Source organism: Xenorhabdus sp. IM139775 (genome assembly GCF_028598745.1).
In the GTDB taxonomy this organism is placed as follows: domain Bacteria; phylum Pseudomonadota; class Gammaproteobacteria; order Enterobacterales; family Enterobacteriaceae; genus Xenorhabdus.
Window position 1 is genome coordinate 14,546 of sequence record NZ_JAQRFK010000001.1, and the last position, 22,869, is coordinate 37,414.

General features: G+C 44.5%; 17 protein-coding genes. 8 read left to right on the forward strand and 9 right to left on the reverse strand.

From position 1 onward, the window contains the following. The first annotated feature begins 26 nt into the window (after positions 1-26). From arnD to PSI17_RS00090, 5 genes are all read left to right on the forward strand, one after another. A complete protein-coding gene (gene arnD / locus PSI17_RS00070; protein WP_273549983.1) occupies positions 27-920 on the forward strand; it encodes a 4-deoxy-4-formamido-L-arabinose-phosphoundecaprenol deformylase in 894 nt (297 codons plus the stop codon). A gap of 7 nt (positions 921-927) precedes the next feature. After that, positions 928-2,589 (forward strand): lipid IV(A) 4-amino-4-deoxy-L-arabinosyltransferase, encoded by a 1,662-nt coding sequence (gene arnT, locus PSI17_RS00075; RefSeq protein ID WP_273549984.1) that lies wholly within the window; start codon positions 928-930, stop codon positions 2,587-2,589. Continuing rightward, positions 2,586-2,936 (forward strand): 4-amino-4-deoxy-L-arabinose-phosphoundecaprenol flippase subunit ArnE, encoded by a 351-nt coding sequence (gene arnE, locus PSI17_RS00080; RefSeq protein ID WP_273549985.1) that lies wholly within the window; start codon positions 2,586-2,588, stop codon positions 2,934-2,936. Before arnT ends, arnE begins: the two co-directional genes overlap by 4 nt. Then, the gene (arnF, locus tag PSI17_RS00085) at positions 2,933-3,331 is read left to right on the forward strand and encodes a 4-amino-4-deoxy-L-arabinose-phosphoundecaprenol flippase subunit ArnF (protein ID WP_273549986.1); all 399 of its coding nucleotides are present in this window, start codon (positions 2,933-2,935) and stop codon (positions 3,329-3,331) included. The genes arnE and arnF overlap by 4 nt, the downstream gene beginning before the upstream one ends. Before the next feature lie 69 nt (positions 3,332-3,400). Beyond that, the gene (locus PSI17_RS00090) at positions 3,401-3,886 is read left to right on the forward strand and encodes a C40 family peptidase (protein WP_273550073.1); all 486 of its coding nucleotides are present in this window, start codon (positions 3,401-3,403) and stop codon (positions 3,884-3,886) included. Positions 3,887-4,297: 411 nt separating this feature from the next. On the opposite strand, the gene speD is transcribed toward PSI17_RS00090, so the two are convergent. The 8 genes from speD to ppsR all read right to left on the reverse strand — a co-directional run bounded on the left by speD (position 4,298) and on the right by ppsR (position 14,709). Continuing rightward, the gene (gene speD, locus PSI17_RS00095; RefSeq protein ID WP_273549987.1) at positions 4,298-5,803 is read right to left on the reverse strand and encodes an adenosylmethionine decarboxylase; all 1,506 of its coding nucleotides are present in this window, start codon (positions 5,801-5,803) and stop codon (positions 4,298-4,300) included. A gap of 533 nt (positions 5,804-6,336) precedes the next feature. Further along, a complete protein-coding gene (locus PSI17_RS00100) occupies positions 6,337-7,131 on the reverse strand; it encodes a heme ABC transporter ATP-binding protein (protein ID WP_273549988.1) in 795 nt (264 codons plus the stop codon). Continuing rightward, a complete protein-coding gene (locus PSI17_RS00105; RefSeq protein WP_273549989.1) occupies positions 7,131-8,132 on the reverse strand; it encodes a FecCD family ABC transporter permease in 1,002 nt (333 codons plus the stop codon). The genes PSI17_RS00100 and PSI17_RS00105 overlap by 1 nt, the downstream gene beginning before the upstream one ends. Continuing rightward, complete coding sequence (locus tag PSI17_RS00110; protein WP_273549990.1) at positions 8,129-8,959, reverse strand: heme/hemin ABC transporter substrate-binding protein; 831 nt, start codon at positions 8,957-8,959, stop codon at positions 8,129-8,131. The genes PSI17_RS00105 and PSI17_RS00110 overlap by 4 nt, the downstream gene beginning before the upstream one ends. Continuing rightward, the gene (locus PSI17_RS00115) at positions 8,956-10,029 is read right to left on the reverse strand and encodes a hemin-degrading factor (RefSeq protein WP_273549991.1); all 1,074 of its coding nucleotides are present in this window, start codon (positions 10,027-10,029) and stop codon (positions 8,956-8,958) included. Before PSI17_RS00115 ends, PSI17_RS00110 begins: the two co-directional genes overlap by 4 nt. A gap of 149 nt (positions 10,030-10,178) precedes the next feature. Continuing rightward, complete coding sequence (locus PSI17_RS00120) at positions 10,179-12,260, reverse strand: TonB-dependent hemoglobin/transferrin/lactoferrin family receptor (RefSeq protein ID WP_273549992.1); 2,082 nt, start codon at positions 12,258-12,260, stop codon at positions 10,179-10,181. 324 nt (positions 12,261-12,584) lie between these two features. After that, positions 12,585-13,631, reverse strand: a complete 1,047-nt coding sequence (locus PSI17_RS00125) for a 3-deoxy-7-phosphoheptulonate synthase (protein WP_273549993.1) — start codon at positions 13,629-13,631, stop codon at positions 12,585-12,587. A gap of 256 nt (positions 13,632-13,887) precedes the next feature. Then, the gene (ppsR, locus tag PSI17_RS00130; protein WP_273550074.1) at positions 13,888-14,709 is read right to left on the reverse strand and encodes a posphoenolpyruvate synthetase regulatory kinase/phosphorylase PpsR; all 822 of its coding nucleotides are present in this window, start codon (positions 14,707-14,709) and stop codon (positions 13,888-13,890) included. Positions 14,710-14,942: 233 nt separating this feature from the next. Here ppsR and ppsA point away from each other — a divergent pair, with 233 nt between their 5' ends. After that, positions 14,943-17,321, forward strand: coding sequence for a phosphoenolpyruvate synthase (ppsA, locus tag PSI17_RS00135; protein ID WP_273549994.1), 2,379 nt, complete (start codon positions 14,943-14,945; stop codon positions 17,319-17,321). A 610-nt stretch (positions 17,322-17,931) separates the two neighbouring features. On the opposite strand, the gene ydiK is transcribed toward ppsA, so the two are convergent. Continuing rightward, the gene (gene ydiK, locus PSI17_RS00140; protein ID WP_273549995.1) at positions 17,932-19,041 is read right to left on the reverse strand and encodes an AI-2E family transporter YdiK; all 1,110 of its coding nucleotides are present in this window, start codon (positions 19,039-19,041) and stop codon (positions 17,932-17,934) included. A gap of 226 nt (positions 19,042-19,267) precedes the next feature. Here ydiK and ydiJ point away from each other — a divergent pair, with 226 nt between their 5' ends. Both ydiJ and PSI17_RS00150 read left to right on the forward strand, forming a co-directional pair. Then, positions 19,268-22,339, forward strand: coding sequence for a D-2-hydroxyglutarate dehydrogenase YdiJ (gene ydiJ / locus PSI17_RS00145; RefSeq protein WP_273549996.1), 3,072 nt, complete (start codon positions 19,268-19,270; stop codon positions 22,337-22,339). Then, positions 22,336-22,749, forward strand: coding sequence for a hotdog fold thioesterase (locus PSI17_RS00150; RefSeq protein WP_273549997.1), 414 nt, complete (start codon positions 22,336-22,338; stop codon positions 22,747-22,749). Before ydiJ ends, PSI17_RS00150 begins: the two co-directional genes overlap by 4 nt. Positions 22,750-22,869: the final 120 nt, after the last annotated feature.

Below are 22,869 nucleotides of genomic sequence, written 5' to 3' on the forward strand. Positions count from 1 at the left end.
AAACGGGAAGAGAGTGGGCATAACCTATGAAGAAAGTGGGATTGAGAATTGATGTGGACACCTACCGGGGCACTCAGGAAGGTGTCCCCCGGTTGCTTGCGATTTTACAAAAGCACCATCTTCAAGCCAGCTTTTTCTTCAGCGTTGGCCCAGACAACATGGGGCGCCATTTATGGCGCCTGCTGCGTCCGAAGTTTTTCTGGAAGATGCTGAGATCAAATGCAGCCTCTCTCTATGGTCTGGATATCTTGCTGGCGGGTACAGCCTGGCCGGGGAAAAAAATCGCCCGAGATCTCGGATATCTGATGAAGCAAAGCGTGGATGCAGGTCATGAAATTGGCTTACATGCTTGGGATCATCAAGGTTGGCAGGCGAAAGTGGGGCGTTGGTCGGAGGATGAGTTAGCAGAGCAAGTCAAGTTAGGCCTTGATGCCTTGGAAAAAGCAACCGGAAAAGCGGTGACATGTTCAGCCGTTGCGGGTTGGCGGGCAGATGAACGTGTGCTGGCAGTTAAACAACATTTTGGTTTTGATTACAACAGTGATTGTCGGGGAACCCACCCGTTCAGGCCGCTCTTGCCGGACGGAAAAGTGGGAACAGTACAGATTCCTGTCACATTACCGACTTATGATGAAGTTGTTGGAACACAAATCAGCGATGCAGATTTTAATCACTTTATCCTTGATGCGATCAAACATGATCACGGGGTTCCTGTTTATACGATCCATACCGAAGTCGAAGGCATGTCGAAGTCTTCCCAGTTTGAGGCATTGCTGAACATGCTGCATCAGCAAGATATTCAGTTTTGTAAATTAAGTCATTTGTTACCAGAAGATAGAAGTACGCTTCCTGTTGGGAAAGTGGTTCGTTCGGATTTTCCTGGTCGTGAAGGCTGGTTAGGTTGCCAACAAGAGGTATAACACAATTATGTTGAATACTCGGACGAGTAAAATGGGAGCCGTTCTGATGGCTCTTTTTTTTGTTCTTACTTACTTATTGCCTCTGGAGAGTCGCCTGTTATGGCAGCCGGATGAAACCCGATATGCTGAAATTAGCCGGGAAATGCTGCAACGTGGGGATTGGATTGTGCCTCACTTCTTGGATATCCGCTATTTTGAAAAACCCGTGGCAGGTTATTGGATCAACAACATCAGCCAGTGGATTTTTGGTGACAATAATTTTGCTGTTCGTTTTGGTTCCGTGTTCAGTATCCTAATCAGTGCATGGCTTCTTTATCGTTTGGCAATGATGATGTGGCAATGTCGCCAGACGGCTTTTGTTTCCAGCCTGATTTACATTTCCATGTTCATTGTCTTTTCCATTGGGACTTACAGTGTGCTTGACCCGATGTTTTCTTTATGGGTGACGGCAGGGATCGTGAGCTGTTTTTGGGCGCTTAAGGCGGTGACGATCCGAGAACGCATCTTGGCATGGTCTGTTCTGGGGCTGACCTGTGGCATGGCTTTTATGACAAAGGGCTTTCTGGCATTGGCGTTGCCTGTGATTGCGATGATACCCATCACGATATACCAGAAACGCTTTTGGGAAATGGTTCTTTTTGGCCCCCTTGCCGTGATTTTTGCTGTTTTGATCAGCCTGCCGTGGGTGATTGCGATTGCTTTGCGTGAACCGGATTTCTGGCATTACTTCTTTTGGGTAGAACATATACAGCGTTTTGCTTCTGACAACGCCCAACACATTGCACCTATTTGGTATTACCTGCCCATAGTGATTTTAGGCGTGATCCCGTGGTTAGGATTACTGCCAAATGCCTTAATCAAAGGTTGGCAAGAGAGAAAAAATCATCCGGAAATGTTTTTCCTGTTTTGTTGGTTTGTTGTCCCATTGGTGTTTTTCAGTATTGCAAAAGGCAAACTGCCGACTTACGTTTTACCTTTTATCGGCCCCTTAGCCGTGATGATGGCAAAATATAGTGTCGATTGTATTAAAAATGGCAACATGAAAGTGTTGAAAATGAATGGTTTGGTGAATGTCTTCATCGGATTGCTTGCCATTCTGGTACTTTTTATTCTGGAAACCGTAAAGTCTCCCCCGCTTTATCAGCCTGACGAATGGCTGAAATGGATTGTGGGCATTCTCGCCTTTGGCGCTTGGAGCGGAATGGGTTACCTCTGTTTTATTCGTGAGGGTAAATATTGGTTATGGGCTGCCGCGTGTTCCATTGTGCTCAGTCTCTCTATCGGTAGCGCATTGCCTGACAATACCATCAATTCCAAGCTTCCCCAGCATTTTATTCAACAAAACGAAAAAGAGCTGGCTGACAGCAAATATATTTTTACTCAGTCTGTTGGCGTGGGGGCGGCGATTGCATGGGAATTAAAACGCAGTGATATTTATGTGTTTGATCGCCCGGGGGAATTAGAATATGGGCTTGCTTATCCTGACAGCCAATACCGCTATGTCACAGAAAATGAATTTCCTGCATGGTTGGCGAAAGCGCGTAAAACAGGCAAAGTCGCGATTGTTTTTCTATTACCCTCAGAAGGTGAATTATCTGAATTACCGAAGCCGGATTTTGTGCGTCGTAACCACAGATTTGTGCTTGTAACTTATAAGAAACAGCCATGATCAGTAATATCATCTTATTGATTTTAGTGAGCTTATTTACCTGCGCGGGGCAATTATGCCAGAAACAGGCCGTTATTTGTTGGCAGAAAAAAGCGACCGCGCATAAAAAGATATCTGTGGTGATATGGTTGTCGGGTGCTATTCTTCTGTTGGGTACAGGGATGGTATTTTGGTTGCGATTATTGCAATTTTTGCCACTGAGCATTGTTTACCCTATGCTTAGCATAAATTTTGTCATAGTGACGTTGATTGGACAATTATTGTATCAGGAAAAGGTGGGGCGAAAGCACTGGATGGGGGTTTGTGCAATTATGTTCGGCATCTTATTGATGAGCTTGAGTCAATGAAAGGTTACCTTTGGGGCATGGCAAGTGTCTTGCTGATCACCGTGGCGCAGTTGTTATTGAAATGGGGCGTTGCCCGCCTGCCAGAACTTTCGTTCTCCATGCATTGGCTGGATATCGACTGGCTTTGGGCAAATCATAACTCCTTGCTGATGGTTATGGCAGGATTGGCGGGTTATGTACTGTCCATGTTATGTTGGTTTTTCGCGTTGAAGTACCTGCCATTGAATAAAGCGTACCCTATTATCAGCTTGAGCTATGTTTTTGTTTACTTCATGGCGGCTTTATTGCCTTGGTTCAATGAAACGCTCTCCCTGTTAAAAACGTTGGGCGTTTTCTTCATCTTATTGGGCATTTGGCTCATCAGCCGACCGGAAACAAAGCGATCTCATCGATGATAATTGAGGTAAAATTTGTGGTTCCTATCTATGATGGTTAAGGGAAAGATAATGGCTGAGGAAAAGCACATGGCAATAAGAATAAGGCACTTATGTTTATTCTTGAGTCTCTTGCTGATTGGTTGTACCAACCCGGTTTCTCAGCCTAACTCGCCTGCGCGGAAAGTCGCGCTTTCTGATCCGATAATGGTTATTGCCCAGTTAAAAGATCAACTTGAACAATGGCATAGCACGCCATATCGTTATGGCGGCATGGATAGGCACGGTATCGATTGTTCTGGCTTCGTTTACCGGACTTTTTATGATCGCTTTAATATCCGGCTTCCTCGCACAACCGATGAACAGACCGCAATAGGCACACGGATCAGTAAAGATGATCTGATGCCCGGGGATTTGATTTTTTTCAAAACGGGCAGTGGAAAAAGTGGGCTGCATGTGGGTATTTATGATACTAACAATCAGTTTATTCACGCATCCACGAGTAAAGGCGTAATACGTTCTTCCCTTGATAATGTCTATTGGCGTCGGGTGTTTTGGCAAGCTCGCAGGATTTAATTTCAGTTCCATCATAAAAATTCTGAATAACCACTTTTATGGGATATGGCATCTATTTTGATGCCTTCAGCCCGTTGAGGTTATTTAATCTATGGCTGAAAGAAATGGATTAATTTTCTGAAAATAAAAGATGGAATTAATTAAATGTATTTCTTGGGATGGTTTTTTTGATTGATTGTTAATGTGATTGTCAAGTTTAAGGTGTTGATTAAATCATGGTTAAAGCAAATGCGTTAATTATGAAATGCGGGAAAGGCATAGCTGTTGCAACATATTGAAATTTATTTTTTGGTCAAAAAAACACAAATTGAGTATAGATACGTTTATTCTTCTGTAACTGATTGCCTTTCGCGTTGGGTTAATTAACAATCAGTTTTTTTGTGGGTAAGGTGTTAATCAGGTATTTTAAAATTAAAACCTTCTCTGTAGTAGTTTATACTCATATTCCTGAGCATTAAGCTGCATTTGTAATTCCGTCATGAACGCATCTTGATGTTTAAATTCATTACAGACAAATAAATCAAGTGCTGCGTAATGATATTCTGGCCATGTATGAATTGTAAAATGTGATTCAGCCAGTATCAGTGCTCCACTGACACCCCATGGTTTGAATTGGTGAAAATGATGGGTAACCACGTTTAACCCAAATTTTTGGGCAACATCAAGCATGATTTTTTCAATGATTGATACAGATTTCAATATTTCTGCATCACAATCTTTCATATCTACAATAATGTGCGTGCCAAGTTGCCTTACATCAGCTGATGAATTGACTTTCTCTTGACCGCGATATTGAAATTTATTGCCGTGACACTTATCACACGTTGTCTCGATAAGCTGTTCTATCGTTAATATGTTTTTTCCGTGCCCAATGGTTATCATGTTATTACATGATTTGCATTGATAAAATTTTATACGAGGATTTAATTCTCCGGTGTATATTTTATCTGAGTAGTCACTTTTCCCTGAAATAATTGGGTAAGTGTGTGGTGTTACAGAAAGAACGTATAAATCACTGACATTACTTATGATACTTCCGCCATGATATTTATTGAATTGCGGATAAATATTCTTGATAAAGAGATTCTGGGTATTGAGTAACCGTTGCACTTCTTGGTTCTCTATCGGTTTTTTCTGACCAAATGAAAGTAAAATCTCACTGTTATCATTTTTAGCTAAACTAATTGCCCGTGATAAGAATAATTTTAATCCACTCAACGTATAAGGCGGATCTGTCCAAATAATGTCAAAATTTTTGGTATAAACATTAGCGCGTTTTAGATCTAAATACTCTGTATTAATCGAGAAATCATTCTGTTTCGCTACACCTTGGATAAATGTTAATAGATCCTGATCGATATCTTTGACAAAAATATTTTTTGAGGAATGATGGCCGAGTTTTTTAAATGCCATCATTAAGGCTAAAGACGTTAAATCATCATCACCTAAGAATAGAATGTTTTGTTTAAATATCCGTGGGTTATTAAGTAATAACATGACCCTGCTTATTGATGTCTCTAATGTTGCATGGGCTTGATCTAGCAAAACATTGACTTGTGGTCTGTTGTTATAGATAGGTTCCAGTAAAATGGATAGTTCATTTGCAAACTCTTCTCGTTTTTCATCGGAAGAGAGTGAATGATATTGATTGATATCAATTGATTTATATTCCAGTTCATTTAGCACATAATTTATACCCGTGGGGTTTAACTTAAAAACCCCTTTATTTTCAGCGAAATGATATTTTATTAATTCTTTTTTAAATGCCGAAATGATAGGGATAGGTAAGTTGCTTTTTAATGAAAGGTCTTTATTTGATGCGCGATCGTATAAATGTAGACGTATTAGTAATGTCTCTAATATTTCAACGGGGTGTGACAATTTCATGTTGTTTTTTATAATGTCTAGTGTATTCATCGTAATCTCTTTTTACCTATATTTATAATCTGATAGAAAAATTAATATTCAGAATTATCCATGCAGACATCTAAATTGTACTTGAATCTGTTACCGTTGCTCTGTCTAAATCCAGCCATTTATCGATCACCATAAATTCGGGCGCGTAATTTATAAAAATTAACGTTACCCATCCAAGTAACTTGAATTCGTATGTGGATGCTTTTCTGTTTTGTTGGTTTTTTCATCAATCATGTTTATGACGTACCGCATTTTGGAATTAAACGAGTGTATAGGGATTCATAATTTTCAACTAGTTTCTATTTCTAGGGAAATAATAAACTTAGGCAATATATTTCTTGTTTTTTGGCCTAATTTGTCTCGCGATAGAATAATGTCTATTGTGATGCGGGGCAGTGTCCCTGACTGATTTAATCGTCTGAGTGAAGGGCGGACTTCTCAACAGGGAGAGGTAACAGAAAAGTAATAACCGCCCCTTGCGAGGCGTTAGGTGATTTTATTCTTCCAAATGACAGGGGATAAGCAGTTGTTTTTTATTGCCGGAGGTAGATCTGTGGCTGGTGGGTTTCGGGATGCTGCATAACACCCAAATCGGCTTGATACCATTGTTTAAGAATATCGTCACGCAGCACATCTTGTGGCGTGCCAGATGCCACTAACCGACCTTTGTGCAACAGGATAATTTTATCGGCATAAATTGCCGCCAGATTCAAATCATGCAGTACACAGCAGACCGCAATGGGTTGTTGTCGTGTCAGGCGGTGAACCAAGCGCAAGGTATGTTGCTGGTGATAAAGATCCAGTGCTGACGTGGGTTCATCCAAAAATAGACAAGATTCGGTAGGTTCAGGATGCCAGAGTTGAGCCAAAACCCTTGCCAGTTGAACCCGTTGCTGCTCCCCGCCAGATAACTGTTGATAATTCCTGTTTCTCAGTTCTTCACACGCTGTCAATGCAATCGCTTCGTCAATGGCGGTTTTTTTGTGGGCATTTTCATGGGGAATACGTCCCATGGCAATGACTTCCTCGACACTGAATGGAAAGGAGAGAGAGCTGTATTGTCGCATGACTGCACGAATGCGGGCCAGCTTCTGAGTTGGCCAGCGGGAAATGGAAGTGCCTTTTAATAAACAGTCGCCTGAGCTGGGTGGAATATAGCCAGTCAATAGACGCAATAATGTGGATTTCCCGGCCCCATTGGGACCAATAATGGCGACCACTTCCCCTTGATGAAGGGAAAGGGAGACATCTTTGATTATCTGGCGTTGCCCGATGAAATAATTTAAATTTTGTGCTTCAAGTAAATTGGTTGCCATGATCGGTTCCATTATAAACGGCCTTTTGATGGTCTAAGAATGAGCAATAAAAAATAGGGAGCACCGATCAAACCCGTGATAAGACCTACCGGCATTTCAGCGGGAGCAACTAATGTTCTGGCGAATGTGTCGGCCAGTAACAAAAGGCAGGCTCCACCCAGCGCCGATATCGGCAGCAGCCAAGTATGATCGCCACCAAACCGCAGCCTGACAAGATGTGGGATAACTAAGCCAATAAAACCAATAACACCGGTCAAAGCAACTGCACATCCGACCAATAAGGCACTCAACAGCAATAATTGATATTTGGTACGTTGGACATTAATCCCCAAATAGTGCGCTTCCTCATCTCCCAGTTGCAGCAAATTGAGTTTTAGTGCCTGGCTGAAAGTCAGCAGACAAACAGGAATAATGAGTGATGCGGCAATAATCAGTGTTGGCCACTCGATTTGACTGAGTGAACCCATCATCCAGATGGAGAATTGGCGTAATTGTTGGTCGTTACTGATGTAACTCAATACGCCAATAAATGATGCACACAGTGCATTGATGGCGATGCCGGCGAGTAATAGCTTTGACAGATTGCCGTGGTTATATTTATTAAGCATAAATATCAGGGATGAGACGAGTAAACTGCCGATAAACGCGGCAATAATATGCCCGTATAACGCAATGCTGGCTGGTAAGGCGAAAGGCAGAATAATCACCATTGCGACGGTCAGTGCGGCACCACTGCTGATCCCTAATAAGCCGGGATCAGCCAGGGGATTGCGGAATAACCCCTGCATCACAGCACCCGATATCGCCAGCGCGCCTCCAACGAGGATCGCCAGCAAAATACGGGGTAACCGGATATTTAACCAAATCTGCCACTGTGGGTCATCCAAAGAGGACTCCCACAGTGTTTTAAAGGAAAGTGGCAATGCCCCCATATTTGCTGAGCTAATTGCCAGAAACAACAACAATAAACCCAGTATTAGCAAACCGAGACTGGGGGATTGAGAACGACTCATTGCGCTTTCTCCACTGCATCCTCCGCAGCATCACGGACTTGTTTCATCACAGCCGGTGTTTGCAGACCAAAGCCAAGCAGCCCCATTTCATCAACCACCACGACCTGTTTTTTCTTTCCGACAGGTGTGAAATTTAACCCGGGGAGTTGCCAAACTTTATCCATGCCACCCAACGTTTTTAGCCCTTCGGTGCTGACCAGCAGTAAATCTGGCTTGCTGGCAATAACCCCTTCCTGAGACAAAGGACGGTATCCCCGGAAACCCTGCATCGCATTTTGGGCGCCAATCGCACGGATAATCTGATCTGCGGCGGTTTGCTGACCCGCTGCCATCGGCATGATGCCACCGTGACTCATGACAAAAACGATTTTAGTGGAAAGCGTTGACGTGGTGATATCGGCCAGTTGTTGCCGGTATTGGGTAATCAGTGCTTCACCCCGTTTTTCCTGATTGACCGCCTTGGCGACGGTCATGATTTTTTCAGGAACGGCTTCTAACGAGGTTTCGCTGGTCACTTTAATGACTTTTACACCGGAATCTTCGACTTGCTTGAGTGCCAGAGAAGGTTGAGCCGATTCACTTGCGATCACCAGTGATGGGCGCATGGATAAAATCCCTTCTGAACTCAACATCCTCATATAGCCGATGTCGGGTAACGAAAGCAGTTCCTTGGGATTCTGGCTGGTACTGTCCCTTGCGACAACGTGCTGTCCTTCGCCAAGTGCAAAAACAATTTCAGACACATCGCCACCAATAGTCACAATGCGTTCAGCAGAGAACACATTGAAAGAGATGGCGAGCATAAATGTTAGAAGCCATTTTTTCATGCTACACAAGTTTCCTGTTCTGGTTGCAGTTTAGGTAAAGCCGCAATTTGTTCACGCCATTGCGCTTGTTCAGGCGTACCTTCCGTGCGTTGGCCGTACAATTGTGCGATTTGATTGCCGTTGGCATCAAACAATTCAAGGCTGGTGACGAAGCCGCTGTCTGTCGGCTTACGGGTAATCCAGCTTTCTGCAACGGCACTTTCAATCAGGTGCAGGGTGAAATTGCGGTTGAAAATGTTGAGCCATTTTTGAGTGGAATTTTCTTCCTGATAAGGCATCAGACGTTCCAGTTTACCCGTGAAAATCTGAACACAACCACGGTTCCCGACAAAGATCATGATTTCGTTTTGATCTTTATAAGCTGTTTCAACAATTTGGGTAACTGCGGAATTATCCACACGATAAGCCAAATCATCGTTAACGGCATTGAAAATCTGTTGGCGGTTAAGATTGTGACGTTTCATCATAATGAAGAATTGATGAACGTCAGTCATGGCACGCCATTCCTCATCTAACTGAGTTTTCAGTTGTGCCGTGACTTCGGCATGTTCAGGCACTTCTTCCGGTTGGATCACCAGAACCGGGTTTTCATGGGCCTGATATTTTTCGATCAGCGCCTCCCAAGCCTCCATGTCGGTGTTGCTGGTGGCATAAACTTTATGCAGGGCATCACCCTGACGGTCAAAGAATTGAATACTGTGGCGCAGACCATTCTTGGCAGGTTCAACCAAAGAGAAAATGCTGCTCCAGTGATCGAAGAAGATACGCAGGTCAAGTTCACGCGGATTAAGGATCAAACCAACATGTGGGCTGAATTTGGTATTTTCGTAGCATCCAATATGTTCATGAACGGCGAAATCATTACGGGTAATCGCCTTGGTTTCGCCAACTACGGCCAGTTCCTGAAGCAGGGTAGACGCGTCAATATTCAAACGCTTTGCGTCGATACCGACACGGCTATGTAATAACTCCCCTTCACTGACATTGAGGTAAGCCGCCAGATCGCGCGCATATTTAGCTTTGTTTTCTGCTTTGGCTTGTAAGTAACGTTCATAAAGTGACTGATTCAAGTTGCTGGCTCCTTAAAAAACGGCGTTTAAAAACGATCTATTAAAAACAATATCTTTAAAGCAATATCTTTAAAACAACATCTTTAAAACAATATTTAGAAAAAATATGTTAGAAACAATATCTTAAAATCAAAATGAATGGCGGGTTTTTACCACTGGTAGCTGACGAGCAGTTTGGCATTACGGCCATTCTGTGGTGCGCCCAGTGATGAGTAATAGTCTTTATCGAAAGCGTTGCCCAGTACAACAGATGTCGTTAATCCTTTTAATTCACCCTCGCCGTGATAGCTGACATAGAAGTCATTGACGCCATAACCTGCGTATTGGGTGATCTTCTGACCACGTTCGTTTCTGTCCCCCTTGACTCCCCTGATGTGAGTATGTTGGGTAAATTTACCAACCCATCCAATGGAAAAGCCTGTGGTAGACAATGGAATGTCCAGGGTGCTGGTCAGGGTATCCGGGCTGAGGGCTTCTATAGATTCCCCCGTTTCTTCGTTTTTACCCGTTGTACGGTTGTAAGCGAGATCCCAAGAGAACCAGTCAGAGTTATACGTCATAGAGAGATCCCAACCCCAAATTTTCGCTTTTGGAATATTGGAAGATGTCGTAAATCTCATATCAGGTGCCATCGTGGTAGAGATGTAATCTTTCGCTTTGGTATCAAAATAGCTAGCCTTAAATTTCAGACCATCATTGCTGGCAAGCACTTCATCGAAACGCAGCCCGAAGCCGTATTCCTGAGTTTCATTGCTTTCAGGGCGCAGGTTCGGATTGGGTTTCCAATAGTTTGTAAATTCAGGTCGCCCGTCCCTTGGAGGCATATAAAAATGTTTCGAATCGTTATACATTTCGCCCATGGTCGGAGCACGGAATGCCTGTGAATAGGAGGCAAACAGCATTGACCAATCCGTCGGGGTAATGCTGATAGCGCCTTTTGACGACCATTTATCCGCACTGATATCGGCATATTTGCTGTTTGAGGCTTTATAATTGTCGTAGCGTGTACCGGCAATAAATGAAACAGGCAAATCACGCAGGGTCATTTCGTCTTGAACCCAGCCTGATGCAAAACGGATATTTGCGTCGGGGAACCCTTCTACAATCTGGCTGCTTGGCTTCTGTTTTTGTTTATAGGCTTCACCACCGTAGGTAAATTGATGCGCGGCAAAAGTTGTGGTGGCCAAATGAGAGCGGTTTTCAAGTTTTACCCCATAGGTTTCTTGCTTGCGGCCTTCAAAACCCTTGTCTTTGCTTTTGCCATTAATATTGATGTCGGAATAATAGATATCCGCCCTGGCATTTAACCAACTGAATTGTGCCGGATTCAATTGATAAGACAGTTGAGCATCACGTTGTGCCGTGGTGCGATCGGTTCGTTGACTACCGTCTTGGTTCAGGGTCTGTGGATTTTTAGGCTCGTGGGCTTCATTACGGTAATAGCGCAGATTGCCGCTGAGTTTTTGGCTATCATTGATTTTCCAGGAGCCTTTTGCCAATAGATTACCCATGGTTTCATCATTTTGATCTTTTATGCCATTTCCGTAGCGGATATTACCGACATCACGCGTACCAAATGCCAGTAAGCCATCAAGCTGTTCTGTTTTACCAAAAGCCGTTCCCCCAAATCCCAAACTGTGGTCACCACTTCCGGCACGGCTAAAGACCCGAAAACCGCTATTTTTACCTGTTTCCAATAAATCCGCAGCATCGACCGTCTGATAAGCAATAACACCACCCAAGGCACCACTGCCATAGAGTAATGCTGACGGGCCACGGACAACTTCAACCTGTTTAATCAGGGCGGGATCGAGGAATACCCCATTGAGGTGCCCGGTATCGGTGCCTTGTCGAATCCCATCAACGAGGGTCAAAACGCCTTTTTGGGCATAGCCCCGCAGACTGATATCCTGCCCATTGGCACGACCAACACCCGCGATATCAATACCCGGAATATTGCGCAGTAAATCATTCGCATTGCCTGCAACCTGATGACTGGCCGAATGGTTGTCAATGACGGTAACCATCATCGGGGCTTCAAAACTGTCACGCTGGTTGCCGGTAGCATATACAGTCAACGTATCTTTGGATGACTTATCTTTTTTGGCATGTACGGTTTCGGAATGCGCGGTTTCAGAATGTACGGTTGTGGCATTCGCAGAAGATAAACTTGCGAAGATAACGACACTCAAGGTAGACAATCTTAGGCTTGGTGATTTCATTCGAGTCATGCAGGTCAATTTCCATGGTGAAATAGTGTGTTTCTATAAACACAAGTCACTAAAATCTCACTGGTATTCGCAGTGAACTTGTTAGGTTTTTTATTGTATTAGAATAAATTTGCTGAGTAGCAATGTTGATGATGTGTTAATTTTTTCATAACCAAATTTGAACAATAATTATTCCAATATTGAGAATAATTATCGTTTCAATGGGGGCTAACTTCAAGCTCTTTTTTATACCTAAATTTATGTAGTTGTTTTTCTGAGCTTAACTGGCTATTTTTGCCGGTGGCTGGCTCCGGTTGGGGTCAGGAGCCAGAAAAAGTGAAGGTTTCAGGAACGATTTTTCATGGCTTCATCAAGAATACTGATAAATTTCTCCGTATCCTGCCAGCTCAGGCAGGGGTCGGTAATAGATTGACCATATGTTAAAAATTCTCCCTTGATGACTTTCTGGGTTCCTTCAACTAAAAAGCTTTCAGCCATCACCCCGGCAATGGCGGTTGAACCTGCCCGGATCTGCTCACCAATATTTGTTGCTATATCCAGTTGACGACGATGAATTTTCTGGCAATTGGCGTGGCTGCAATCCACAATCAAACGTTCAGGTAAGTGTAATTCGTGTAATTTATGGCAGGTTGCGGCAATATCCTCGGCACTGTAATTCGGTTTTTTCCCACCGCGCATAATAATATGCCCGTAGGGGTTCCCGTTGGTTTGATAGATGGTCATCTGACCATGTTTATCCGGGGATAAAAACATATGCCGGGCGCGTGCTGCACGTATTGCATCAATGGCGATACCTGTATTGCCATCCGTCCCATTCTTGAAACCCACCGGGCATGATAAGGCAGAGGCCATTTCCCGATGAATCTGGCTTTCTGTCGTTCTGGCACCAATCGCTCCCCAACTAATTAAATCAGCAATATACTGACCCGTGACCATATCCAGAAATTCTGTCGCAGTCGGGATACCCAATTCATTGATATCCATTAATAGCTTACGGGCAAGGGCGATCCCTTTATTGACCTGACAAGAACCATCCAGCATGGGGTCTGAAATCAAGCCTTTCCAGCCAACAACGGTTCTCGGTTTCTCGAAATAGGTGCGCATCACAATTTCCAGATTATGCTGGTATTTTTCGCGTAGCGGGCGCAAGCGGGAGGCATAATCAAGGGCTGCGTCAATATCATGAATGGAGCAGGGGCCAATAATGACCAGTAAACGCTGATCATCGCCTGTCAGGATGGATTCAATACGCTGTCGTGACAATGTCACATTTTGCAAGATCTTCTCGGATATAGGATATTGTTCGGCAAGCGCTTTCGGTGTAATTAGGCTATCAATGCGGTGGGTTCTTAGCTCATCTGTTTTGTACATATACTTTCTCGAATTCTACTTCACATTGAGACAGAGTCTGAAATGATTGGGGGATCACAATAACTCAACTCCCAACAAATTCAACAGACAATCAGGATATTTATCGCCGATAAATTCCATGTTGCCGCTCATGAGATGAAAACCGCTAATTATCTCCCCGCGTTGCGGGGAGATAATAAATGCGTCCTGAAGTACGACGGGTATATGCGGGAAAGTGCCGTGAATAAATCGTGTTAAACAGGTTTGTATTTTGAAATTAAAACATACGACGTTGTAATCCCATCCTGTCAATAATTTTGGCTGAAATCTCTTCGACAGAATAATTAGTGGTATTCAGGTAATTGATCTGATTTTTTCGGAATAAAGCCTCAACTTCAGCAATTTCGACCCGACATTGGCGTAATGAAGCATACCGGCTATTTTCTCTCCGCTCTTCACGGATGGCCGCAAGCCTGTCCGGGTTAATTGTCAGGCCGAATAATTTGTGCTGGAAGGGCTTTAAGGCAGCGGGTAATTGCAAATTATCCATATCATCATCGGTAAAAGGATAGTTGGCGGCCTGAATGCCAAACTGCATGGCCAGATAGAGACTGGTCGGGGTTTTTCCGCAACGGGATACACCAAGGATAATGACTTGGGCCTGATCAAGGTTACGTAATGAAACACCATCATCATGGGCGAGGGTATAATCAATGGCCGCAATGCGGGCATCATATTGCCCCAGATTTTTCTTGGATAAGCCGTGGGTTCGATTTAATTCGGGTTTTGGTTCCAGCCCAATTTCTTGCTGTAATGGTGCGACTAATGTTTGAACAATATCCTGGCAGAACCCGTTGCTACGGGTAATAATGCTTTTGACTTCATCCGAAATGATGGAGTAAAAAACTAATGGCTTGATTTGGGTTTGTTGATATATCGTATCGATTTGATCCCGGATTTCCTCTGCCCTGGCTTTGTTCGTCACAAAAGGTAAGGTATAGGAAGTCATGGTAATGGGAAATTGGGATAACACGGCGTGGCCTAATACTTCTGCTGTGATTGCCGTTCCATCGGAAATAAAAAATACACTGCGTTCCAGTATTTCATTTTCTGGTGTTTGGGGGTTATCAGCTTCTGTCATTATCTCTCTCCTTTATATTGTTATGTCTTTGGGATTGTTTCCAGATTATACCTGTCAAAAAAATAATATTGTTGGGTTGATCGATTCACCTTTCTATATCTGACAAGACAATGTGCTAGGCTATTTCTTGCTGTGAAGCGCAGCATTAATTTTCCGATTTGTACCTCCGAATGTAAAAAGGATAGTTTCTAATGTCCAATAGCGGCCTCACCCCAAGTAATGTGCTCTGGTATAATCAATTAGGCATGAATGACGTTAATCGGGTCGGTGGTAAAAACGCCTCGCTCGGCGAGATGATTACCAATCTGGCTGAACTTGGCGTGTCTGTTCCCAATGGGTTTGCGACAACAGCACAGGCATTTAATGATTTTCTGGAACAAAGTGGTGTGAACCAGCGTATCTATCAATTGCTGGATGAAACCCATGTTGATGATGTCAATCAATTAGCCAAAGCGGGTGCACAGATCCGCCAGTGGGTGATTGATACGCCATTTACTCCCCAACTTGAACAAGATATCCGTGATGCCTATTCCCAATTATCTGAAGGCGAGCCGGATGCCTCTTTCGCCGTGCGCTCTTCCGCAACAGCAGAAGATATGCCGGATGCTTCTTTTGCCGGACAGCAGGAAACTTTCTTGAATGTGCAAGGCATTGATGCGGTTATGGTGGCTATCAAGCATGTCTTTGCGTCACTTTTTAATGATCGTGCCATTTCTTATCGTGTCCATCAGGGTTATGACCACCGCGGCGTCGCACTTTCTGCGGGGGTGCAGCGCATGGTGCGTTCTGATTTGGCTTCGTCTGGGGTGATGTTCACCATTGATACGGAATCCGGGTTTGATCAGGTTGTGTTCATTACATCCGCTTATGGTCTGGGAGAGATGGTCGTGCAGGGCGCGGTTAACCCTGATGAGTTTTATGTCCATAAACCCACGTTGAAAAATCACCGCCCGGCAATAGTACGCCGCAATCTTGGCTCTAAAAAAATACGGATGGTTTATGCCGACAGCAAAGAGCATGGAAAGCAAGTGCGTACGGAAAATGTATCAGATGAATTACGCAATCGTTTCTCTTTAGCTGACAGTGAAGTGGAAGAGCTGGCCAGACAAGCTTTGTTGATTGAAAAACATTATGGTCGCCCGATGGATATCGAATGGGCGAAAGATGGGCACAATGGCAAGTTATATATTGTTCAGGCACGTCCTGAAACGGTTCGCTCGAATCAGCAGGTAATGGAGCGCTACCAACTCAATGAGCAGGGCAGCGTGTTAGTTGAAGGCCGGGCAATTGGGCACCGTATCGGTGTCGGAACGGTCAAGGTTATTCATAATCTTAGTGAAATGGATCGCATCCAGGCGGGAGATGTGCTGGTCACTGACATGACTGATCCCGACTGGGAACCGATAATGAAAAAAGCGGCGGCTATTGTGACCAATCGCGGTGGGCGCACCTGCCATGCTGCGATTATTGCCCGTGAACTGGGTATTCCTGCCGTGGTCGGTTGTGGCGATGCGACTGAGCGTTTAAGCGAAGGTCAGCAGGTGACGGCTTCTTGTTCAGAAGGGGATACGGGCTATGTCTATCAGAATAAGCTGGACTTTAGCGTGCAGAGTTCCCACGTTGATAAGTTGCCGGAATTGGATGTGAAGATCATGATGAATGTGGGCAATCCTGATCGTGCATTTGATTTCGCCTGTTTGCCCAATGATGGCGTTGGTCTGGCGAGGCTGGAATTCATTATTAACCGCATGATCGGGGTGCACCCTCGTGCCCTGCTCGAATTTTCCCAACAATCTCCTGATCTGCAAGAGCAAATTAAGTCGTTGATGGTGGGTTATGATAACCCGCTTGAGTTTTATATTGGGAAATTGACTGAGGGGATTGCAACGCTGGCGGCAGCATTCTGGCCGAAACGGGTGATCGTTCGATTGTCAGATTTCAAATCCAATGAATATGCGAACTTAGTCGGTGGAGATCGCTATGAGCCACATGAAGAAAACCCGATGTTGGGTTTCCGTGGCGCAGGGCGCTACGTTTCTGACAGTTTCCGCCAATGTTTTGCCTTGGAATGTGAGGCGGTCAAGCGGGTACGTAATGTGATGGGGTTAACTAACGTTGAAGTGATGATCCCATTCGTGCGTACAGTCTCTCAGGCGGAAGCGGTGATCGGGGAATTGGCTTCTCAGGGCTTGAAACGCGGTGAAAATGGACTGAAAGTCATTATGATGTGTGAAATTCCATCGAATGCGTTGTTGGCAGAGCAATTTCTTGAACATTTTGACGGTTTCTCTATTGGCTCAAATGATATGACGCAATTGGCCTTGGGATTAGATCGTGATTCTGGGGTGGTATCTGAATTATTCGATGAACGTAATGATGCGGTGAAGCAGTTGCTTTCCATGGCCATTCAAGCGGCTAAACGTCAGGGGAAATATGTCGGTATTTGTGGACAAGGCCCGTCGGATCATGAAGATTTTGCGCAATGGTTAATGAAAGAGGGAATTGACAGCTTGTCGTTGAATCCTGATACCGTCGTGAAAACGTGGATTTCTTTAGCCGAAAATAGCTAAGCCGAAAATAGTTAAGCCGAAAATAGCCAGTCACATTTATACTCGTCGTCTTCAAGATACGCTTATTATCTCCCCACGGCATCGGGGAGATAATAAGCGGCGGCTTTTGTCTTGCGGGCGGTAACTTGAGTTTATAGGGATAATTCAGACCTAAATATAAAAGCCTGCCAGAATACTTTCAGGCTTTTATATTTTATATAACATAATATTTTGGCTATGGGTGATTAATTATGGAGGAATTATGGAGAAAATAAGAAAATGGCAAAAAAAAAGCCTATCATGGGCTGACAGGCAAAGACTACACACAGCAATATATATTACTTTATTGAACCCAGCCTATGGCGTTGTAGGCTGAGATTGCAATACTCTGGGAAACGTTTGTTTCGATGAAATGAATACTAATTTAATAATTCAGTTTCTTCTTTAAGAATTCTCTTAATAAATATGGATTAGATAAGAAATTTTAGAAAAATAACTTTTTTGCAACAATTTACTTGCTGGGAGTGAGTTATTTTGAAAAATAGATTTGCATTTCAGGGGGCGTGTGGATGATATATTCATCAGTTTGATAATTGCGCGGAAATATTATTTTTTCCGCGCAGTTACTTGTTTATTTAACCTGTTTTTCCCCGAAATGTTTTTCCATATCCGCTATCTTGCTTTCGGGTTTAGGTACTTCATTCATCCATGCTAATAGTAAACTGTAAGAAACAGCCAGTACTACCGGGCCAATAAATAATCCGATGACACCTAATGAAAGTATTCCGCCGATCACCCCCGTCAGAATTAATACCATAGGTAAATCGGCACCCAGTCGGATCAAGAAGGGGCGCAGAACACCATCCATGGTGGTTAATATTAAGCTCCAGATAATTAAAATCGTTCCCCAGGTTGTTTCTCCTGTCCAATAAAGCCAGGCAATCGATGGAACAAGAACCAGCAGAGGCCCAAGCTGGGCAACACAGCATACAAACATCAGCACGGTTAATATCATGGGATAAGGAATACCGGCAATCGCCAGACCAACTCCACCGGCGATGGCTTGAACCAACGCCGTTACCACGATACCAAGGGCGACGGCTCGAATGGATCGCGCTGCCAGCAACACGACGGCATCACCGCGTTTATCCGCCAGCCGGATGGCAAAATGGCGGATACTCAGCATGACCTGATCGCCTTTCCAATACAGTAATACACTAAACATGACCATGAGTGCCAAATGGAAAAGAAAGCGTCCTGCATTGGCGGCTTGGGTAAGAAACCATGTTGCTGCCTTGCCGATATAAGGGGGAATTTTGTTGAGAAGCATGTTACTGCCATCAGCAATCAAGTTCTGCCATTTTAGGTATAAGTCATCGCCGATAACAGGTATCCGGTTGAGCCACTCCAGTTGTGGAAGCGGGAAAGAAGAGGGGGATTTTGCCCATGCAATCAATGGTGCGCTGTTTTCCACCAAGCTGCTGACAAGGAGTGCAATGGGGATAACAAATAACAAAACCAGCAATAACGTCATGACAGAAACCGCAATCCAGCGTTTTCCCCATAATCGTTGTTGTAATTTTTCCAATAATGGCCAGGTTGCGATAACGACCATGCCTGACCAAATAAATCCTAAGACAAAGGGACTCAAGACCCAAAAGCTGGTGGTAATGAGCAATAAAATGAAAAATAGGGCAAATAACAGCTTGGGCAGATCTTGGTGTGATGGTGATTTTTCCATGAAATCATTTCTCAGGTAATTAATGCTATTGGCAGTAACAAAGGTCATTAAATATAACGTTATTTCATTGGTTGCTCAAAATCGATAAATATTGTGATATGGTTTAAAACCTGTCAGTTCAGAAACCCGAAATTGTCTGAGTGACCCTATCCAAGATAGTATATAGATCAAGATAGTTATAGATAAAGCAATGTGGATACTTATTAGAATAAGGGGCAATGAGCCAATGATCCCACGTATATCACAAGCCCCCCATGTCAGTGAGCTGACACAGGACTATTTGACTGCACTGAAAAAAGCTGGCTTTACGGGAGACATCAGCAGCAGCTATGCCGATAGGCTGACAATGGCGACAGATAATAGTATTTATCAACTGTTACCACAAGCGGTTGTATTTCCCCGTTCCAGTGCCGATGTTGTATTGCTGACAAGAATAGCAGGCGAGGCGCGTTTTAAGACGCTGACCTTTACTCCTCGCGGTGGCGGGACTGGCACAAACGGACAATCACTTAACCATGGTATTGTGGTGGACATGTCCCGCCATATGAACCGTATTCTGGCAATCAATCCAGAACAGGGGTGGGTCAGAGTGGAAGCCGGCGTTATCAAAGATCAACTTAATCAATATCTAAAATCTTTCGGTTATTTTTTCTCGCCAGAACTTTCAACCAGTAATCGCGCCACGTTGGGCGGCATGATCAATACAGATGCTTCCGGTCAGGGATCACTGGTTTATGGCAAAACCTCGGATCACGTACTGGGGGTACGCGCGGTTCTGCTGGGCGGGGAAATGTTAGATACCCGCCCTATGAGCACAGCATTGGCGGAATCGATTGCCCAAGAAGAGAGCGTTGTTGGTCGGGTATATAAAACGGTACTGGAGCGTTGCCGTGAACAACGGAAATTAATCATTGAGAAGTTCCCCAAACTCAATCGGTTTCTGACGGGATACGACTTGCGCCATGTATTCAGCGACGATATGCAGTCTTTTGATCTCACCCGCATTTTAACGGGGTCTGAAGGTACTCTGGCCTTTATTACCGAGGCGACACTGGATATCACGCCGCTGCCCAAAGTCAGGCGATTGGTGAACGTCAAATATGACTCTTTTGATTCTGCCCTGCGCAACGCGCCCTTTATGGTGAAAGCCAAGGCGCTCTCGGTTGAGACGGTAGACTCTAAGGTACTCAATCTGGCACGTGAAGATATTATCTGGCATTCAGTGAAAGAATTGATTACTGATGTGCCAGATAAGGATATGCAGGGTCTGAATATTGTCGAATTCAGTGGTAATGATGAACAGGAAATTGATCAGCAGTTGCAAGCGCTTTGCTTGCGCCTTGATGAATTGATGGAAAAAAATCAGGCGGGCATTATTGGCTATCAGACGTGCCATGATTTGCGGGATATTGAGCGCATTTATGCCATGCGGAAAAAATCTGTCGGGTTATTGGGCAACAGTAAAGGTGCCGCTAAACCCATTCCCTTTGTTGAAGATACCTGTGTTCCTCCTCAGCATCTTGCTGATTATATCGCTGAATTCCGCCAGCTTTTGGACAACCACCAGTTGAGTTACGGCATGTTCGGGCATGTAGACGCCGGGGTTCTGCATGTGCGTCCTGCGCTGGATATGTGTGATCCGGAGCAGGAAATGTTGATGAAACAGATTTCTGATGAAGTTGTTCAGTTGACCGCTAAGTATGGTGGTTTGTTATGGGGAGAGCATGGAAAGGGCTTTCGGGCAGAATATAGCCCTGCCTTTTTTGGTGAGGTTTTGTATAACGAACTGCGCCGGATCAAGGCGGCGTTTGATCCCCTTAATCGGCTAAATCCGGGGAAAATTTGTCCGCCTCTTGGGGCAGATGCGCCAATGATGAAAGTTGATGCGGCCAAACGTGGGACTTATGATCGGACGATCCCGGTCAATGTCAGAACCGCATTCCGCGGAGCGATGGAGTGTAATGGTAACGGGTTATGCTTCAATTTCGATGTTAAAAGCCCCATGTGCCCATCAATGAAAATTAGCCAGCATCGCATTCATTCTCCCAAAGGCAGGGCGACGCTGGTCAGAGAGTGGTTGCGGCTTTTGACGGAGCAGGGGGTTGAACCCAAGTTGCTGGAGCACGGGCTGGAGCAGGCACGCCCCAGTTTGCGGGGGTTGATTGAAAAGACACGGCATAGTTGGCAGGCATGGCGGGGTGAATACGATTTTTCACATGAAGTTAAAGAGGCGATGTCGGGGTGTTTAGCCTGTAAGGCTTGTTCAACACAATGCCCGATCAAAATCGATGTCCCTTCATTTCGTTCACGTTTCCTGGCGTTGTATCACAGCCGTTACCTGCGCCCATTGCGTGATCATATTGTTGCCAATGTTGAACACAGTACGCCATTAATGGCGAAGGCGCCGCGGGCATTTAACTTTTTCCTGAAGCAACCGTGGGTACAGAAAATCAGCCAGCATACCCTTGGCATGGCTGATCTGCCGCTGCTCTCTTACCCGACATTGCAACAGCAACTTGCCAGCCATTACGCAGCAAGGACCACGCTGGAACAGTTGGAAGGTTTATCACCCTCTCAGCGTGCCCAACATGTGTTGATTGTCCAAGATCCTTTTACCAGTTACTACGATGCGAAAGTGGTCACTGACTTTGTGTTGCTGGCCGAAAAATTGGGGTATAAGCCTGTTTTATTGCCATTTTCACCTAATGGGAAAGCGCAACATGTCAAAGGCTTTTTGCAGCGATTTGCCAAAACTGCGGAGAAAACGGCTGATTTCCTCAATCGGATCGCAGGTCTGGATATCCCGATGGTCGGTGTCGATCCGGCTTTAGTTCTGTGTTACCGAGATGAATACAACGATATTCTCGGTGAACGGCGGGGGAATTTTAACGTTCAGTTGGTACACGAATGGTTAACCGGCATCCTGCCGGAAAAAATACCACAGGCGAAAAGTGATGATTCAATATCCATACATGACTGGTATTTACTGGGGCACTGTACTGAAGTGACAGCGTTACCGGGGAGTGGTCAGCAATGGGCGGATATCTTTCACTATTTCGGGCATCAATTGAAGCATGTCAATGTCGGATGCTGTGGCATGGCAGGCACATACGGCCATGAAAAGAAAAATCTGGAACGTTCGATTGGCATCTATACACTTTCATGGGCTCCGGCACTGAAAAACGTATCCTTAGAACATTGCCTGAGTACCGGATATTCATGCCGCAGTCAGGTGAAGCGTATAGAAGGAAAGCAACTTAAACATCCATTACAAGCCTTATTGGAGATAATGCCGTGATTTGGAAACGTAATATCGATGTGGATACACTGAATCAATTTAATGACCAGTGTATGGTAAAACATGTAGGGATCGAATTTACCCAGCTTGGTGATGATTTTATTGAAGGGATCATGCCGGTCGATCACAGAACGAAACAACCATTCGGGATACTGCATGGTGGGGCTTCTGTAGTATTGGCCGAAACACTCGGCTCCATTGCCGGTTATCTCTGTTCGGAAGGTGAACAGAAAGTCGTGGGAGTAGAAATCAATGCTAACCACCTTAAATCTGTTCGTGAAGGTATGGTCAAAGGAATTTGCAAGGCTATTCATCTTGGCCGCTCACATCAGGTCTGGCAGATTGATATTTATAACGATCAGCAACAATTATGCTGCACATCTCGCCTGACAACGGCCGTGTTATCTTAGTATTATCCTATTGTTTTATCCTGTTTTTGTTCCTGTCAGTCTTGGGCTGACGGGAACAGCCTTGCTCGTTGATTGCTACGAATGCGATAGAATAGTTTGGCAAAGTAGGCTATTAATTAA

Excerpts from the sequence above, each read along its gene's own strand:
- arnF (WP_273549986.1), top strand. The coding sequence starts at position 2,933 with ATGAAAGGTTACCTTTGGGGCATGGCAAGTGTCTTGCTGATCACCGTG.
- PSI17_RS00100 (WP_273549988.1), bottom strand. The coding sequence starts at position 7,131 with ATGGAACCGATCATGGCAACCAATTTACTTGAAGCACAAAATTTAAAT.
- arnD (WP_273549983.1), top strand. The coding sequence starts at position 27 with ATGAAGAAAGTGGGATTGAGAATTGATGTGGACACCTACCGGGGCACT.
- ydiK (WP_273549995.1), bottom strand. The coding sequence starts at position 19,041 with ATGGAAAAATCACCATCACACCAAGATCTGCCCAAGCTGTTATTTGCC.
- ydiJ (WP_273549996.1), top strand. The coding sequence starts at position 19,268 with ATGATCCCACGTATATCACAAGCCCCCCATGTCAGTGAGCTGACACAG.
- ppsA (WP_273549994.1), top strand. The coding sequence starts at position 14,943 with ATGTCCAATAGCGGCCTCACCCCAAGTAATGTGCTCTGGTATAATCAA.
- PSI17_RS00090 (WP_273550073.1), top strand. The coding sequence starts at position 3,401 with ATGGCAATAAGAATAAGGCACTTATGTTTATTCTTGAGTCTCTTGCTG.
- PSI17_RS00105 (WP_273549989.1), bottom strand. The coding sequence starts at position 8,132 with ATGAGTCGTTCTCAATCCCCCAGTCTCGGTTTGCTAATACTGGGTTTA.
- arnE (WP_273549985.1), top strand. The coding sequence starts at position 2,586 with ATGATCAGTAATATCATCTTATTGATTTTAGTGAGCTTATTTACCTGC.
- arnT (WP_273549984.1), top strand. The coding sequence starts at position 928 with ATGTTGAATACTCGGACGAGTAAAATGGGAGCCGTTCTGATGGCTCTT.
- PSI17_RS00120 (WP_273549992.1), bottom strand. The coding sequence starts at position 12,260 with ATGACTCGAATGAAATCACCAAGCCTAAGATTGTCTACCTTGAGTGTC.
- speD (WP_273549987.1), bottom strand. The coding sequence starts at position 5,803 with ATGAATACACTAGACATTATAAAAAACAACATGAAATTGTCACACCCC.
- PSI17_RS00110 (WP_273549990.1), bottom strand. The coding sequence starts at position 8,959 with ATGAAAAAATGGCTTCTAACATTTATGCTCGCCATCTCTTTCAATGTG.
- PSI17_RS00125 (WP_273549993.1), bottom strand. The coding sequence starts at position 13,631 with ATGTACAAAACAGATGAGCTAAGAACCCACCGCATTGATAGCCTAATT.